This is a genomic window from Verruconatronum alginivorum (assembly GCF_056590205.1).
Window position 1 is genome coordinate 2,952,663 of record NZ_JBWPVQ010000001.1, and the last position, 14,849, is coordinate 2,967,511.

Annotated in this window: 16 protein-coding genes; 8 read left to right on the forward strand and 8 right to left on the reverse strand. The window is 58.1% G+C overall.

The features are described from left to right. The 7 genes from ACWUI2_RS10580 to ACWUI2_RS10610 form a co-directional block, all read right to left on the reverse strand. Positions 1–390, reverse strand: a complete 390-nt coding sequence (locus tag ACWUI2_RS10580; protein WP_486982823.1) for an RNA-binding S4 domain-containing protein — start codon at positions 388–390, stop codon at positions 1–3. Next, a complete protein-coding gene (locus ACWUI2_RS10585) occupies positions 387–752 on the reverse strand; it encodes a hypothetical protein (protein WP_486982824.1) in 366 nt (121 codons plus the stop codon). Before ACWUI2_RS10585 ends, ACWUI2_RS10580 begins: the two co-directional genes overlap by 4 nt. A gap of 12 nt (positions 753–764) precedes the next feature. Next, positions 765–1,841 carry a ferrochelatase gene (hemH, locus tag ACWUI2_RS10590; protein ID WP_486982825.1) on the reverse strand — a complete coding sequence of 359 codons (1,077 nt, stop codon included), beginning with the start codon at positions 1,839–1,841 and terminating at the stop codon, positions 765–767. A 78-nt stretch (positions 1,842–1,919) separates the two neighbouring features. Next, entirely contained in the window at positions 1,920–2,708 is a 789-nt protein-coding gene (locus tag ACWUI2_RS10595) for a hypothetical protein (protein ID WP_486982826.1), read from the reverse strand. 69 nt (positions 2,709–2,777) lie between these two features. Next, complete coding sequence (locus ACWUI2_RS10600; protein WP_486982827.1) at positions 2,778–3,467, reverse strand: hypothetical protein; 690 nt, start codon at positions 3,465–3,467, stop codon at positions 2,778–2,780. A 386-nt stretch (positions 3,468–3,853) separates the two neighbouring features. Continuing rightward, a complete protein-coding gene (eno, locus tag ACWUI2_RS10605; RefSeq protein WP_486982828.1) occupies positions 3,854–5,161 on the reverse strand; it encodes a phosphopyruvate hydratase in 1,308 nt (435 codons plus the stop codon). A gap of 437 nt (positions 5,162–5,598) precedes the next feature. Continuing rightward, entirely contained in the window at positions 5,599–6,441 is an 843-nt protein-coding gene (locus ACWUI2_RS10610; RefSeq protein WP_486982829.1) for a TraB/GumN family protein, read from the reverse strand. Between the two features lie 198 nt (positions 6,442–6,639). Between ACWUI2_RS10610 and ACWUI2_RS10615 the strand changes: the two genes are divergently transcribed. The 5 genes from ACWUI2_RS10615 (at position 6,640) to ACWUI2_RS10635 (ending at position 11,477) form a co-directional block, all read left to right on the forward strand. Beyond that, on the forward strand, positions 6,640–7,659 hold the full coding sequence (locus tag ACWUI2_RS10615) for a hypothetical protein (RefSeq protein ID WP_486982830.1): 1,020 nt from the start codon (positions 6,640–6,642) through the stop codon (positions 7,657–7,659). After that, a complete protein-coding gene (locus tag ACWUI2_RS10620; RefSeq protein ID WP_486982831.1) occupies positions 7,656–8,303 on the forward strand; it encodes a hypothetical protein in 648 nt (215 codons plus the stop codon). The genes ACWUI2_RS10615 and ACWUI2_RS10620 overlap by 4 nt, the downstream gene beginning before the upstream one ends. Positions 8,304–8,602: 299 nt before the next feature. Beyond that, positions 8,603–8,899: a hypothetical protein gene (locus tag ACWUI2_RS10625; RefSeq protein WP_486982832.1), complete on the forward strand. Its 297-nt coding sequence runs from the start codon at positions 8,603–8,605 to the stop codon at positions 8,897–8,899. 8 nt (positions 8,900–8,907) lie between these two features. Then, positions 8,908–9,378: a hypothetical protein gene (locus ACWUI2_RS10630; RefSeq protein ID WP_486982833.1), complete on the forward strand. Its 471-nt coding sequence runs from the start codon at positions 8,908–8,910 to the stop codon at positions 9,376–9,378. A gap of 2 nt (positions 9,379–9,380) precedes the next feature. Continuing rightward, positions 9,381–11,477: a secretin N-terminal domain-containing protein gene (locus tag ACWUI2_RS10635; RefSeq protein ID WP_486982834.1), complete on the forward strand. Its 2,097-nt coding sequence runs from the start codon at positions 9,381–9,383 to the stop codon at positions 11,475–11,477. A 285-nt stretch (positions 11,478–11,762) separates the two neighbouring features. Here the strand turns inward: ACWUI2_RS10635 and ACWUI2_RS10640 are convergent, their stop codons facing one another. Further along, the gene (locus ACWUI2_RS10640; RefSeq protein ID WP_486982835.1) at positions 11,763–12,374 is read right to left on the reverse strand and encodes a CPBP family glutamic-type intramembrane protease; all 612 of its coding nucleotides are present in this window, start codon (positions 12,372–12,374) and stop codon (positions 11,763–11,765) included. 134 nt (positions 12,375–12,508) lie between these two features. Between ACWUI2_RS10640 and ACWUI2_RS10645 the strand changes: the two genes are divergently transcribed. From ACWUI2_RS10645 to ACWUI2_RS10655, 3 genes are all read left to right on the forward strand, one after another. Next, positions 12,509–13,534 carry a polyprenyl synthetase family protein gene (locus tag ACWUI2_RS10645; RefSeq protein ID WP_486982836.1) on the forward strand — a complete coding sequence of 342 codons (1,026 nt, stop codon included), beginning with the start codon at positions 12,509–12,511 and terminating at the stop codon, positions 13,532–13,534. Between the two features lie 69 nt (positions 13,535–13,603). Continuing rightward, the gene (locus ACWUI2_RS10650; protein ID WP_486982837.1) at positions 13,604–14,248 is read left to right on the forward strand and encodes a sigma-70 family RNA polymerase sigma factor; all 645 of its coding nucleotides are present in this window, start codon (positions 13,604–13,606) and stop codon (positions 14,246–14,248) included. A 4-nt stretch (positions 14,249–14,252) separates the two neighbouring features. Next, entirely contained in the window at positions 14,253–14,846 is a 594-nt protein-coding gene (locus ACWUI2_RS10655; RefSeq protein WP_486982838.1) for a hypothetical protein, read from the forward strand. The last annotated feature ends 3 nt before the right edge of the window (positions 14,847–14,849 follow it).

A 14,849-nucleotide genomic window follows, 5' to 3' on the forward strand; every position in this document is an offset into this window, starting at 1 on the left:
TTAGTCGAAAAAATCTGTTCCGAGCAAGCGATCGGTTTCGCGGCGTTCCTTTTTGGTCGGTCGACCGGTCCCGCGTTCCCGTTTGGCGATGCTCGCGGTCCGGAACTCCTTTTGCCGCTCGTATTCGGAGGGGGGCGTCAAGTCTTCCAGAAGCCGGTCCACGACTCCGGCGCCGACCCGTTTTACCGCCAAGTCTTTGACCCGCACCGTCTTCACGATATCCGGGCGGCGGATTTCGATCACGTCGCCGGGCCGGATTTGACGGGAAGGTTTGGCGTTGAGGCCGTCGATTTTCACGTGTTCCCCCTGGCAGGCTTCGGTGGCTTGCGGGCGGGTTTTAAAGATCCGGGTCGCCCAGAGCCAACGGTCGATGCGTACGCCTTCGCTCATTTTTTCGACTGGATTAATCCGCGCCAAGGTGACAACCCGGAATTGATGATTACCCAGGAACCGACGACGGTCCCCGCGATCGAGAATGGGAGACCGGCCACGACCCCGGCGCCCAGAGCTTTGAGGAAGCAGGCGCGGCGATTCTCTCCGGCGATTTTCCGCTGGATGAACCAGACCGAAATGAGGGTCGTCCAAAAGGCGAGGGTGGCGGTAATCGGCATCCCGAGACCGGCCGTCATCATCTTGACCCCGAAAAACAGGTTGTCGAGGAGGAGGATGGCGACGCCGCTTGCCGGGTGGAGGCGAAACCAAGGGGCGCGGTCCTTCCGACGGTCTGTCGGTGTTGGATTCGGATCCGCCATGATCGAGGTGGGTCAGGCCGTCGTAGCCGTCTGTTCCGTCTGCGCCTGCGGCAGATCCCCCTTTTCGGCCCGTTCGAGGAACCGCTGGATTCGGGTGCGAAGAAATTTAATCCAAGCCGGATGCTCGTTCAGGCACGGGATTTGGGTGAATTCCTTGCCCCCGGCTTCGAAGAAGGTCTCTTTGCCGGCCATCGCGATCTCCTCGAGCGTTTCGAGGCAGTCGGTGACGAAAGCCGGACAGATCACCAGCAATTTCTTGATCTTTCCTTCCCGGCCGAAACGTTCGAGTTCCTCGTCGGTGTACGGTTGCAGCCACGGTTCCCGGCCGAACCGGGACTGGAAGCAGGTGCTGTATTTCCCCTCGGGAAGGCCGGCTCGCAGGGCGAACTCTTTCACGGTCCGGAGGCACTGGGCCCGGTAACAAACTTCATGAACCGGGCTGCACGAATTGCAGCAGTCGGGGGCGGTCAAGCAATGGGCTTTCGACGGATCCCCTTTCCGGAGATGCCGTTGCGGCACGCCATGGAAACTGAAGAGGATATGGTCGTAATCCTTTTCCAGGTAGGCCTTGGCCGATTCGTGCAACGCCTCGATGTAATCGGACTCCGCGTAAAAAGGGGGCAGGACGTCGAGTTTGATCCCGGGGGCTCGCGCGGCGATCTCTTGCCGGACTTTGACCACGACGGTTTCGTAGCTCGACATGGCGTAGTGGGGATAGAGTGGAACGAGGAATAGTTCCTCGATCCCGTCGGCGCGGAAACGGTCGATCGCCGACCGAATGGAAGGCTCCTGGTAGCGCATGGCGATTTCCACCGGAATGTCGACTTGTTCCTGGAGTTTCGCCTGGAGGTTGCGGCTCGTGACCATCAACGGGGAACCTTCCGGGGTCCAGATCTTCGAGTAGGCTTCGGCCGTTTTTTTGGGACGGAACGGCAGCACCTTGGCGTAGAGAATGTATTCCCGGATTGGGGAAGGAGCGTCGAACACGCGGGTGTCCGACAGGAACTCTTTCAAATAAGCCCTGACGTCCGCGACCTCGGTCGATCGCGGAGATCCCAGATTCACCAACAAAACGGCTCGTTTCGGCATCGTTTCATCGTTTGGCGGATTCGGGAGGTTGTCAAACCCGTGAAATAGCCCTGCGTAATTTCCTGTTCCCGGTGAAACTCAGCGGCCGTAGCGGAAATTCCGGGCGACCAGTTGGGTGGACTCGATTTCCTTAAAGGAGAATAGATTGCGGACTCGGGCGGTGATGGAGGGATGCGCCATTTCGCCGGACAGCAGGGTGGGGCCGAGATCGGTCAGAAAGGTGTCGCGGTCTTCGGTCGAAAGGCGGATCTGTTGCCGGAGTTCGATCAATTGGCATCGGTAGTCGAGCCACCTCGACTTGAACGACTTCGTTTCGGGGCAGGAGCAAAGTTTTTCCAACACCTGGCGTCGCTGACCAGGTTTCAGTTGACCGTCGAGGTCGGCGGAGACCAGTTGGAGGCAGCGACGGGTCTTGCGATGGGTTTGGTTCAAATCGACCTTCAACAGTTTGCACCGGGCTTCGAAAAGGATCTGTTGCAATTCCCTGGGAGCGACCCGCAAGGCGAGACTCAGCCATCGGTAGCTCCAGTTTTCCAAATCGAAGGCGACCAAGGCGAATTTCGCTTCGCTGTCGAGCTCGATCAAGGCTTGGGGGCGGGGTTGGTCGGAGTAGGCTCCGCTAACGTCGACGCCCATTAACCCGCAGGCCAGGAATCGTTCCCAATCGGAGAGTCGCTTGAGATACGGTAGTTGTTTCCATCCTTCCCGGAGGAGCATTTCCGTCTTTTGCAGCGCCTGGTTCCGGTCGAAGTTGCACAAGTAAAGGTGCTCGGAGATCAGGTCGAAATAAAGTCCGGTCAAGGCGTGGTAAGCCTTGGCATCCCCCCGCGCCGCCTTTTTTAGAAGGGCGCGCAGGGGAGCTCGCAATGAGCGGCGGTCCGGACAAGCTTTGATAGGCTTGCAGTAGCTTTCCATACGAAACTGAAGGGAGTGAACTCAGTCGTCGCCGCGAATGCGGCGATCCACTTCTTCCCGGCAATATTGCATGACCCGGAGCCAGATTTCGCGCAAGTCGAAAAGGCGGCAAACGGCTTCTTTGCGATATTGTTCGGTCGTTTCGGATTGGGAAAGCGAAAGACGATCGAGTAATTGGAACGAGCGGTTCAAGTCGGCCAAAGCCCGCTTGAACTGGCAGACGGCCATCGCGTAATCGCCCATGTCGAGGGCATGGATCGCGGCGATCGCATTGCTTTCTCCGATGTAGAGGGAGGCCTGGTAGCCGGCTGCCACCGCCGGGGGCATCGAAAGGTTCCCGGCCCCAAGCAGATCGAGCCAGCGGGCTTGCACGTCGAGATAGAGCGATTTTGTGGCGATGAAAATCGGATGCTTGTGGAGGGTGTAGGGATCGTCGAGATCGTCGTTGTCGTCGAGCGGATTTTCCTCGGTGTCATCGTCCTCGGAGAGGAAGTCGTTTCCAGCCCATTCATCCGTGTCCCAGCCCATCAGCTGGGCGACCCGGTCGAGCCGATCGGATCTTCCCTTCTGTTGGGTGTAAAGTTCGAGGTAACGACGGAAGACTTTGTCCTGGGAACGCAGGTAGCGCTCCCAATCGAACTCGTTCCAAGCCAGGTCGCCCCGGTCCTCCCATTCGCCCTCAGAAAAACCTTCAAAATCAAAGTTGCTCATTTAAGTAACTCCCACGGTTGCGGGTCAGGTAAATCTGCCACTGTCTTCTAAAAAATCAATCAAACGGATCGCTCACAAGCAAAAAGGGGATAGGGGAAAGCAACTCGCTCATGGTCAGGTTGATCGAAATGAAAAGAATCGGTTTCCCCATGGGCTGAGCCTGACGATTTTCATCAGGGAGCCCCTGAGACGGGGCGGGGGGAATTACGCAAGCCGCTGGTGGCGGAGGGGATGGGGAATCCCTCAGGGACAGTGTGCGGGTCCACCGGGGTGGATAAAAAAAAGAACGATTCTCCTAAAAAAAAGAAAACGGACCTTTCGGCCCGTTCGTTGGTGGGCGCAAGAGCGCGCTCCGGCAGGGACCGGAGCGCGCCGCGAGGGAGGAATTACAGTTTTCCGCCGTAGATGGCGTTGCGGCCGAGTTCTTCCTCGATCCGCAGCAATTGGTTGTATTTGCAAACCCGGTCGGTCCGGCAGAGTGAACCGGTCTTGATCTGACCGGCATTGGTCGCCACCGCGATATCGGCGATGGTGGTGTCTTCGGTTTCTCCGGAACGGTGGGAGATAACTGAAGTGTAACGGGCCTCCTTGGCCATTTCGACCGCGTCGAAGGTTTCGGTCAGGGAACCGATTTGGTTCACCTTCACCAGGATCGAGTTGGCGACGCCTTGTTCGATCCCCTTCTTCAGGAAGCTGGTGTTGGTGACGAACAGGTCGTCGCCGACGAGTTGGGTGTCGTGACCCATCGCGTCGGTCATTTCCTTCCAGCCGGTCCAATCGTTTTCGGCGAAGCCGTCCTCGATGGAAATGATCGGGTAGCGCTTCTGCAGATCCTGGTAGAAGGCGATCATTTCCTGGGCGTCCCGCACGGCGCCGTCGGATTTCTTGAAGATGTATTTTTTGGTCTTGGCGTCGTAGAACTCGGAAGAGGCGACGTCGAGGGCGAGGAAGATCTCCTTGCCCAGTTTATAACCGGCCTTTTTGACGGCGAGGGCGATCACTTCGAGGGCTTCCTCGTTGGAGGCGAGTTTCGGCGCGAAGCCGCCTTCGTCGCCGATCGAGGTGGAGAGGCCTTTGCCTTTGAGGACGCTCTTGAGGGCGTGGAAGATTTCGGTTCCCATCCGGAGCGCGTCCCGGAAGGTGTCGGCCCCTTTGGGCATGATCATGAATTCCTGGATGTCGATCGGGGCGTCGGAGTGGGCGCCGCCGTTCATGATGTTCATCATCGGCACCGGCAGAACTTTGGCGTTCGGTCCGCCGAGGTATTTATAGAGGGGGAGACCGACGGAGGCGGCGGCGGCGTGGGCGGTGGCGAGGGAGACGCCGAGGATGGCGTTGGCCCCGAGCTTTTTCTTGGTGCTGGTGCCGTCGAGTTGCAGCATCGTCTGGTCGATAAGCAATTGGTCGGTCGCGTCGAGGCCTTCGAGGGCCGGGGCGATCAGCTTATGGACGTTTTCAACGGCTTTGAGAACCCCTTTGCCGAGGTAGCGTTTTCCGTCGATGCCCCGGCCGCGAAGTTTCGCGGTGAGGGAGCCGTCGCGCAATTCGAGCGCTTCGTGTTCCCCGGTGCTCGCACCGGAGGGGACGGCGGCCCGGCCGACGGTGCCGTCGGCGAGTTGCACGTCGACTTCGACGGTGGGATTGCCCCGCGAATCGAGAATTTCTCTTGCTCGGATGTCTATGATAGAAGTCATACGGCGGAGAGTTTGGCCATTTCCCCGACGGTTTGGCAACCGCTATTTGCGGTATCGGCCGCCTCGGTTCGTCGAAAATGCCGCGAAGGACCGACGACGGAGGATTTTTCTGCAAAAAGGACTTTACAAGGGGTCCGTGGGGCTGCAAATTCAATCCTTTTTCTCACACAGTAAGTCTATATGGGTAATCTCAAGAAGAAACGTCGTCTCAAAATTGCCAAGCACAAGCGCCGCAAACGCTCGAAGGCAAATCGCCATAAGAAGCGCACCTGGTAGCGCGTTCCCGGTGGACGGAATGGCGAAACGCCAGCCGTCCCGGCGGTAGGACGACCGAAACCAATTTGGTTTGACCACAAAGAACCCCTTCGAGGAGGGGTTCTTTTGTTCTGTACAAACGGGGGATTTTCGACGGATTTTGCGTGGCAGTTGCCGGCGCCTCAGAGTTCGATCCGGGAGATGCGGTACCCTTTACGCTCGAGTTGTTCGATGATTCCGGATTCCCCCGGCATGTGGGCGACTCCGACTGCCACGAAGGCTCCCCCTTTTTCGACGAAGGGCAGGAGGCGTTCCACCATCCGGTCGTTGCGCCGGTCGAGCAGTTTTTCGGCGAATTCGGGCAAGCCTGTCCGGCTCAATTCCTCTTGAACGAATGAAAAGAGGGCCTCGATGTCGCCCTCGCGGTAGAGACGGAGGATTTTATCCTGAGAGGGGAATCCTTGTTCGAATTCGTCAAGGGACTCTTCGAGCATGGTCGTGGCGGCTTCCCGGGACAGGGAGCGGAACACTCCCACTTGCTCCTCCACGGTTTCCAGCGCGTGGAAGGCGAGGCCGTGTTCGATCGCCTGCCGGTAGACTTGGATGTCGACGATCCGTTCGAAATCGGCCTCCGGGGGGCTGCTGAACAGCAGCGGCGCGAGTTGGACCGGGACTTGTCGGAGCATTGGCGCCGGAAAACCGAGTCGCCGGGCGTTTCGCAAGGTCCTCTCCCACAGTTTAGGGGAGAGTTCTTCCTGAAGGTTTCTCGTGCCGCTGGCGAAGATCGCAGCGGTCAAAAGTCCGATGTTTTGCGGGGAGAATTCGAGTTCCGGATGGAAGGTCGAGGAGCGTCTCAGGCTGGTGGATACCTCAGGAGGTAAGTCGCTGACGGTGGAGTCCGAGGAGTGGACGGTGCCGTAGAGGAAGCTCGGAGTTTCGGTCTCGATTTTCCAAAGAAAATGGGCCTCGACGGAGGTCGGGAGGGAGGCGAGGAGAGGGAGGATCCAGACGGTATGTTTTAACATTGATTTTACTCCAGAAGCGGGCTGGCGGCTGATTTTTGTCTTGTGGGGGTGAGTTTAAAGTCGTTAGCTTCGCCCCCATCATGAAGGCTCCCCGCGACAAGATTTCGAGAAAGTTCCCCGCGGTCTTCACGTCGCTTTTTTGTCCTCGTCGGGAGGGGAGCCGGAACAGCGGCGGCGTGAGGATCGGCAAAACGAGACATGGCATCGAATAATACAAGTTTTTATCTGGAACGCACGGATTTTTCGGTGCGCCTGGCGAAAGTCGTCAGCGGCGGCGCCGGAGATGTGATCGAAGCGATCCAGGAGGTCCCCCCGGTTCCGGCCGAGGAGTTGAAAGGAATCGTCCAGGAATTTTCCGGGGCAGCGGCTGGTGGGCTGATGCGCGCCCATTGTTCCGTTTACCCGAAGTCGAGGGTGCTCCGGAATTGCGCGTTGACCGATCCTTCCCGGCCGGGGGAGGTGAGCACGTTGGAAAGTGTTTTGGCCAATCAGCTGCGGGTGAGTCCGAGCGATCATGCGTTGCAGGTTTTGTTCGCCGACGATGGCCTGGAGTTCGCGACGGGTGGACGGGTGCAGCGGGAACTCTTTATCTGCGGGGCGCCTCACGAACAGTTCAGGGAAGCGCAGGATTTCCTGGTGGATGCGGGGGTCTATCCTCTGCGGTTGGAGATCGGTTCGGTCGCCACCATCGGCCTCTTGCTTTCGGTGCTGCGGGCACGGAATTTGGAAGAGCCGACTTTGGTCCTTGAGATCGGGGAAGAGGTTTCCCACGTCTTCATTCTAAGCAGTAACCGGGTGGAGTCGGCCCGTCCGTTGCCGCTCGGTTTAAACACGATGGTGGCGGGAGTTCGGCAGGAGCTCGGGCTGAAAGATGAGGCGGCCGCGCGGAAGCTATTCTATTCGGACAGTTTCGACTTCCGGGAGATGGGGCCGCGGCTGATCGACCGGTTGCTGCGTGAGATTCAGTCGATGATCGGCTTTTACGAAGTGCAGACGGGACAATCGATCACCCGGATTCTCTGCACGCTGTTGCCGGCCAAGTTGCTCTGGCTTACCGGGACATTCGCGGCTTCGCTGGGGATGAGCGAACTCGATCTCGATTTGCCGGGCCTCTTGAAACAGTCGGAGCTTTCGTGTGCCGAGACGGAAGCGGCGGTACGTCAAACCCGTCCGCTCGGGTTGCTGGGGATGATGATCAACACGGAGGTCAAGGTATGAGATCTGGGCGCAAAAACAAGCAAGTGATGCCGGCATGGCGGCCGGACTTCCGGGAGGTCGAAAGACTGCCGGACGTCAAAGTCATTCGGACCTCGTTCTTCGTCAACGGGGTAAGTCTTTTGGTGATGATGGTTCTGGGGCTCCTGTTGGCGTTCCAGGAAATTAATCGGCTCAGCCTGCGCAACGAGATCGAAGGGGTCGAGGCCAAGATCGCGATGGAAACCGCCCGCAACCGCCAGGCGATCCAACTCGATCGCTCCTTCGGCACCGCCCGGCGCTTCATCAACGAAGTCGCCGACTATCTGGAACAATCGCTGGAGTTGTCCTCGTTTCTGGTGGCGTTGGGCGAGGGGACCCAACCCGACATCACCCTGACCTCGATCCGTTATCAATCCGGAGACGGTCCCGGCGGGGCGAAGCAGGTGCTCGTCAACGGGTCGATCCGGGCAACTCCGGAGGCGGCGGCGAGCGTAATCACCGATTATCTGAATGTGTTCCACGAACCGTCGTTTCTCGAACGGCAGGTCGTGGAGGCCGTGCCCACTTCGCTGGTTCCGACCCGCGAGGGGAATCGGATGGCGTTCGGGCTGAGGTTGCGAATCACGGACAAGGTGGAAGAAAGCGAAGAGGAGGAAAGTCAATGACCGGTCAGGATATATTAAGATGGGTAAAGGCGTTCCCGATCGCCTTCGCGGCTGGGTTTGTATCAGTTGTTTTGATACTCTGTATTTATTTCAGGGGTACGGCGAACGATGATCTGGAGCATGAGTTGATGGACACGGAGCGCCGCTGGAAGCAGATGGAAGTCAACGTGTTTAAAAACTCTGTAAATTTGGAAACACATCTTGAAAATGCTGAATTGCTTACGCAAGATGTCAGGGAAAGGCTGATACGCCCTGCGGAATTGGCCACGAACTACCGATACTTTTACCGCTTGGAAGCTTTGACAGGAGTCCGAATCACCGCGTTGCAGCAGCAAGCGACGGTGCGTCCCAGGCCGGCGGCGGCCGCCCCCGCCGCGCGAGGTCGCCGGGCGGCGCCCGCTCCCGAGCCCCTCTTTTCCCGGGTGGGGTATTCGATGAATGTGTCCGGCGAATTCCATCAAGTGGCGGAGTTCCTGAACGCCTTGGAGCGGGGCCAGCATTTCTATTCGTTGAAGGAGGTCACGCTCCAGCGGTCCGCGGAGGGCGGGCGAGACATTTCCCTTACCATGAACTTTGAGTTACTCGGAACGCCATGAAACTGAACATGAGAATTTGGGGTTTAGCCGCCGCTGTGCTTGCGGTCGGGCCAACGATGTCCGCGCAGCAGATATCTGAACCGGAGGCCCGGGAGGCCGTCCTGGCCCGGGCGGAACGATTTCAAGTCGTTTCCTTCGAGGAGATCCAGGGGCGATTCGCCGAGGTTCCGGATCCGTTCTTCGGACCGATGCCGGTGCGACGGCCGGCGGTGGACGGCGTTGCCGAGCGCAACGGGGGAGTGCCGTCTTTGTCGGACCGGGAGATCTTGCAACGTCTCGCCGCTCAAATCCGTCCGACCGGCGTCATGCAATTCGGCAGCGAGATCCATTTGCTGTTTGGCGAACGGCGCGTCAAGGGAGGGGATTTTCTGGCAGTCAGGTATCAAGGAAGAAACTACAGGGTGGAAGTCATCAATATTGATTCCCGGGCGTTTTTCCTTCGGCTCAACGAAGAGGTCCTCTCCAAATCAATCCAATAAACATGAAAATACGTCTCCTTATAGCATCCATGTTCACCGTCACGGCCGCCCTCGGGTTGGCGGTGACGTTGCGGCCCTCGGCCACCGCCCAACAGGAACCCGATCAGCGGGTCGAAGAACGGCAGGCTGAAACCGCGCCAGCGACTCCCTACCGCCCTCAAGGCATGCCAGCCGGTCGCGCCGACCAATCCCCTCCTCCAGAGAATGATACCCGGGAGACGGACGAACCGGTCCGGACCAACGGTGAGGAGTTGGCGAGGGAGGAGGAGGTTCCGGAGCAGGAAGCCGAAACTGAGGAGGGTGAACCGGAGCCCGAGACCACCGAACCTGAGGTGGAGGAAGAAGAGCCCGCGATGACTTTCGATCTCGACGGCCCGGCCGCGAGTTCGACCGTCGAATTGGACGCCCAACGGGAAACCATTACCGTCGATTTCCCGAACGAGGAGATCCGCACCATTTTGCGATTGGTGGCGGACGTATTCGAATTGAACCTGGTGGTTCCGGAGACTTTGCAGGGACGGACTTCTATTAAGCTGCGGAATGTGACCTGGAGGCAGGTCTTCGACGTGGTCCTTTCTCCGGTCGGTTTTACTCACATTGAGGATGGCAATATTATCAAGGTGGTGAGTTTGGAGGCGTTGCGCCAGGAACCGCCCCAGACCCGGGTCACCATTCTCAACTACGCCCAGGCCAACGAAATCATCGGCAGTATCGCTCCGATGGTGAACACCGGCGCTGGAGGGCGAATCCAAATTGACCGTCGCAGCAATGCGCTGATCATTACCGAGCGTTTGGCCAATCTGCAACGGATCGAGGCGGTTATCGCGGAGTTGGACCGACCGAATCCGCAGGTAATGATTGAAACGAAATTTGTTGAGACCACCCATCAGAATTTTGAAAACATCGGACTGAATTGGGCGTCGCTGGACGGTTATCAAGTGTCGGCCGGCCCGGTCACTCATGAATACCGGAGGGAGCGGAACATTGGCACTGGTTCCCAGGTGACCGGTGGTTCGGACGCCGGAACCAGCCGGTTGACGACGGCCGTCTTTTCCGCCCAGCAATTCAACCTCCTGTTGAGCGCTTTGCGCGGCAGCGAGGGAATCAAGCTGGTGTCGAATCCGACCGTGGTGACGCTCAACAACAAGCCGGCACGGATTCATATCGGACAGGAATACCCGTTGGTTCTTCCGCGGTTCAATCCTCAGACCGGAGGGTATGAGGCCGGTGAATACCAGACGGTTGATATCGGAATTCGGTTGGAGGTGACTCCGCAGGTCAACAATGCAGGGTTCATCAATCTGGAGGTCGAGCCGGACGTCAGCAGCTTTGGCGGAACCGTGCCATATTTCGGCGCGAGTTATCCGATTCGGGTCACGCGGAACGCGAGAAGTTTCGTCAGCATCCGGGACGGTTACACTGTGGCAATCGGTGGATTGTTGCAGGAAGACGAGGCGGTGAATGAAACCAGAGTGCCCGGCCTTGGTTCAGTTCCTGGAGTCGGGCGTCTCTTCCGGTCGAAGAGCACTGAGTATGAGCAACGGAATCTGATTATCTTTTTGACCGCTCGGACCTTGAGTCCGGAAGGGAGCACCTTTGAAGAAATCGTGGATCCTCGGATGATTCATCGGATGGGCCTTCGCCGGGATGAAATCCCCGGCTACCGTCCGGAAATTGAGATGTTCCCTGGGGAAACTCGTCCGTCCGCCGCTTTGCCTTCAGCGACAGCCGAAGAGACGGTGGCGCCGGACGAAGTCCCCCCGGCGAACGGGGAGGAGCCGGCGCCCGTGAACGGTGTGGCACGGGAACCGGAAGCGGCGCCGGTGGACGAAGCTGACGGAGTGGGCAACGGTGCGGAGCCTGCGGCAGAGGAAGCCGAGGGCGAAACCGTCGAACCGACGGTGGAAACACAACCGGTCCCGGAGAATGGGGTACCGAACGAGGCACCGGCGGCCGAAGAACCTCGGGCGATCGAAGAAAATCGAGATACCGACGCCGCTCCGGAAGTCCAGCCCGCGCCGGAAGTTGAGCCCGCGCCGGAAGTTGAGGGGACGCCGGAACCGGCTCCCCGGCGGTCCCGGGGATGGCTTACTCCATAAGGATGTTTCGGTTAAATTGATTGGAGTTTTTGAAAAGGCGAATCGGTTGGCCGATTCGCCTTTTTTCTGTCCGCCTCCGCGCTACCGCTCTTTATCCTTAACTCCACAGTTGGATAGCCGCAAATAAGCGCAGAATACGCAAAAAAGCATGGGGTAACTCATGAGAGACCGATTACAGCCAGGCACCTGTTGAACGAATCGGCTTTTCCGCTTAAGGCCTTATCTTTGCGCCTCTTGCGCCTTTTCGCGGCTAAATACCTTTGTTTTGAGATTCACTCGGCTGGATCAGAACCATCCGATCAAATGCCCTTGCCAGGCTTTGATCAGAATGACGCCGAGGTTGCTGGAAAAATGGGCCAGGATGCAGGGGAGCAGGGAGTGGCGCGGATTCACCGGGAGAAAGCGGACCGTGTAAAACCAGAGCGAATTAATGAAGACGATGGTCGTGCTGAACCAGGCTTTCTCCGAAAAATCAAACGCGAGACCGCCTTCCTCCCAGTTCCATAGAAACGGGTGGGCCAAGGCGAAGAGGATGGAAAAGAAGAGAATACTGCCTATCAGTAACGGCCGTCCTTTGTTCGGGATGACCAGGAAACCGCGGAAAATGAGTTCCTCTACGAATGCGGCGGCGAGGGTGAACAAGGCGAAAAACAGGGTGATGTTTGATTGTTCGCCGACGATACCGAGGGCGTATTCTCCGCCGGTTTCGGCCGCGAGGATTACCAGCGCGCCCGTGATGGCGATGACGATCGCGATACGGGGAGCGGGAGTCGCGCCGGGAAAGGCGTTCGGGTTGGGCGTTCCGGCCCGGTCCGCTTTGAGGTCGTCGAGCCAAAGTTTAAAGAAATAAGCGGCCGCGAGGAGGCCGATGAGGATGAGCCAAGGATTGTCTGTCATAGGAAGCGAGAGGACGGATTCGGACGCGAAGGATTTTCCCGTCGACGCGAAAAATTGGAAATTGCTATCGGATCATCCCTTCTTCAGGATGGATCGTTTGTAATCTCAGTGAAAATCTTCGATAATCTGACAGCATGCTTGCAAGCAGTAAAGTGGCCCGGGGGGAAGTGCGAAAACGGGATTTGACATCGTTGCGGTCCTTGCTCGGTCCTCATCTCGCGGCTTTGGAGAGGCATCTCGAGGCGGAGACGGAGCAGTTTGAGCCGGAGATCCGGGATCTGGCGAAATATTGCATGGCGGCCGGCGGCAAGCGGATCCGGGCTTCCCTGGTGTTTTTGGGTGGTTGGCAGCAGTCGGGGGAAGTGCGCGAAGATCTGGTGAGGCTGGCCGCCGTGGTGGAGATGGTCCATTTGGCGACTCTCGTTCACGACGATATCCTGGATTCGGCCTCCACCCGGCATAACCGGACCACCGCCGCCCGGAAATTCGGGCCTTCCACAACGGTCCTGCTCGGCGACGCCCTTTTCGCTCAGGCGGTCAATCTTTCGACTCGTTTTCCCGACGCCGAGGTCTGCCGTCAGGTTTCGATCGCGACCCGCCGGGTTTGTGCGGGGGAGATCGCCCAAACCCTCCGGCAAACCGGCGGAGACCTGTCGAAAGAGGATTATTACCGGATCGTCGATTTAAAAACGGCGGAACTGTTTTCCGTTTCCTGTCGATTGGGAGCCCATTTGACCGGGTTGGCGAAATCGTATGTTTCGGCGGTCGCCGAGTTCGGGCGCCGACTCGGGGTTGCTTACCAGATTTACGATGATTTGGTCGATTTTTTCGGGAAAGAGGAGAATGCCGGCAAGACCCTCGGGACAGATTTACAGAGCGGAAAGCGGACCCTGCCGATTATCCTTTTGATGGAGAAACTCGACCCGAAAGGCCGCAAGGCGCTGGAACAGGATTTGCGGAGCGGTTCGGAGGAAACGATCGAGCGGAGGGCGGCCGAAATGCTGGAACTCGGGGTATACGACGAAGTGGTCGAGGCGGCATTGCGTGAGACTGCCGCCGCGGAGACCGCGCTGGCCGAAGTGCCGGAGGAGGCGCCGACCCGTCTATTGTTGCAAATCAACCAGCGGTTGGTGGCGCAGATCGACGACTTGCGCCGCTGATTCTCCGATACACGGTTCCCAGTTTGTGTTTGAAAGAATGGAAAATCGTGTTCATTCTTATCTCGAACAATGGAGCTCTCCCGGCCAGTTTCCAAAGCTATTTCCGCCGATTCGGCGCATCAGGACTCGCTGCATCAGGAAGAAGCCGACTCGGATGCCGTGATCGTCCAACGCGTCCAGGCGGGGGACGTCGACGCGTTCGATCATTTGATCCTGAAATACCGCGAGCGTCTATTCGGCATCATTTATAACCTGACCGCCAATCGGGAGGATGCCGCCGACCTGACCCAGGACACGTTTATCAAGGCATTTCAATCGATTAGCCGGTTCAAGGGGAATTCCTCCTTTTTCACTTGGATTTATCGGATCGGGGTGAATTCCACTTACACCTATCTCCGACGGAACCGGCTGCGGCGTTTTTTCAGCTTCGAGACGATCAACGAGGAGTTGGCGCCCGAAGAGATTTTGGAGGCATTGACCGCCAAGAGCAGTCTTCCCCGGGAGGGAGCGTTGCGGGAACTTCAGGAAAAATTGAACGAAGCGCTGCAAACTTTGTCTATCAAGCATAGGACCGTGGTTGTTTTGTTTGAAATTGAGTCATTAAGTCATCAGGAAATTGCCGAAATCATGAATTGCTCGGTCGGCACCGTGCGATCCCGTCTGCATTACGCGAAGCAGCAGCTTCAATCGAAATTGCAGTCCTACATATCGTAAAACTATGAAGGAAATTCGTCATTCCTCCAGAAAGCAATTGACTGTCGAAGAGTTGCTTCAGCTGAAGCGATTGGAGAGACCGCGCCCGGAATTCTGGGACGGTTTCGAACGGGAGCTGAAACAGAAGCAGTTGCAGGCTTTGATGACCCCTTCCCGCTGGGAACGGGTCCGGGCCTTCTTCACCCTTCCGAAATTCGCCGTATTGGCCCCGATTTCGGCCGCTGCGATCTTCGCGGCGGCGATGATGGTGACTTTTCCGGTCGATCCCGGAATCGAAGGTGGTTTCGATCTGGCTGAGATCAAATCGCCATTGTCGGGATCGGATTTGGCCATCGCGGAAGTAGCCGCTGTCAACGAGCCGGTGGAGGTCGCCGAAGTCGGCGAGTCCGAGGCACCGGCGCCCCGGCGGACCGACGCCCGATTCGTCGAAGATGTGTTGCGACCGGAAGTCGCGCGGGTGGCGCAAGAAAATTTCCGCACGGTGGCGGAAACCGAGACCTTCGTCGGAGCGGCGGATCGCTCGGCTTATTATGTCGTCAACGCGTTCACGGCCTCTCCGGGTAGTCTGGGGCGCGGCGCGGTGACGCTGGAATTTTAACCG

Bases quoted from the DNA above. Each gene is read 5' to 3' on its own strand.
- ACWUI2_RS10580 (WP_486982823.1), bottom strand. From the start codon at position 390: ATGAGCGAAGGCGTACGCATCGACCGTTGGCTCTGGGCGACCCGGATC.
- ACWUI2_RS10585 (WP_486982824.1), bottom strand. From the start codon at position 752: ATGGCGGATCCGAATCCAACACCGACAGACCGTCGGAAGGACCGCGCC.
- hemH (WP_486982825.1), bottom strand. From the start codon at position 1,841: ATGCCGAAACGAGCCGTTTTGTTGGTGAATCTGGGATCTCCGCGATCG.
- ACWUI2_RS10600 (WP_486982827.1), bottom strand. From the start codon at position 3,467: ATGAGCAACTTTGATTTTGAAGGTTTTTCTGAGGGCGAATGGGAGGAC.
- eno (WP_486982828.1), bottom strand. From the start codon at position 5,161: ATGACTTCTATCATAGACATCCGAGCAAGAGAAATTCTCGATTCGCGG.
- ACWUI2_RS10610 (WP_486982829.1), bottom strand. From the start codon at position 6,441: ATGTTAAAACATACCGTCTGGATCCTCCCTCTCCTCGCCTCCCTCCCG.
- ACWUI2_RS10615 (WP_486982830.1), top strand. From the start codon at position 6,640: ATGGCATCGAATAATACAAGTTTTTATCTGGAACGCACGGATTTTTCG.
- ACWUI2_RS10620 (WP_486982831.1), top strand. From the start codon at position 7,656: ATGAGATCTGGGCGCAAAAACAAGCAAGTGATGCCGGCATGGCGGCCG.
- ACWUI2_RS10630 (WP_486982833.1), top strand. From the start codon at position 8,908: ATGAGAATTTGGGGTTTAGCCGCCGCTGTGCTTGCGGTCGGGCCAACG.
- ACWUI2_RS10635 (WP_486982834.1), top strand. From the start codon at position 9,381: ATGAAAATACGTCTCCTTATAGCATCCATGTTCACCGTCACGGCCGCC.
- ACWUI2_RS10640 (WP_486982835.1), bottom strand. From the start codon at position 12,374: ATGACAGACAATCCTTGGCTCATCCTCATCGGCCTCCTCGCGGCCGCT.
- ACWUI2_RS10645 (WP_486982836.1), top strand. From the start codon at position 12,509: ATGCTTGCAAGCAGTAAAGTGGCCCGGGGGGAAGTGCGAAAACGGGAT.
- ACWUI2_RS10650 (WP_486982837.1), top strand. From the start codon at position 13,604: ATGGAGCTCTCCCGGCCAGTTTCCAAAGCTATTTCCGCCGATTCGGCG.
- ACWUI2_RS10655 (WP_486982838.1), top strand. From the start codon at position 14,253: ATGAAGGAAATTCGTCATTCCTCCAGAAAGCAATTGACTGTCGAAGAG.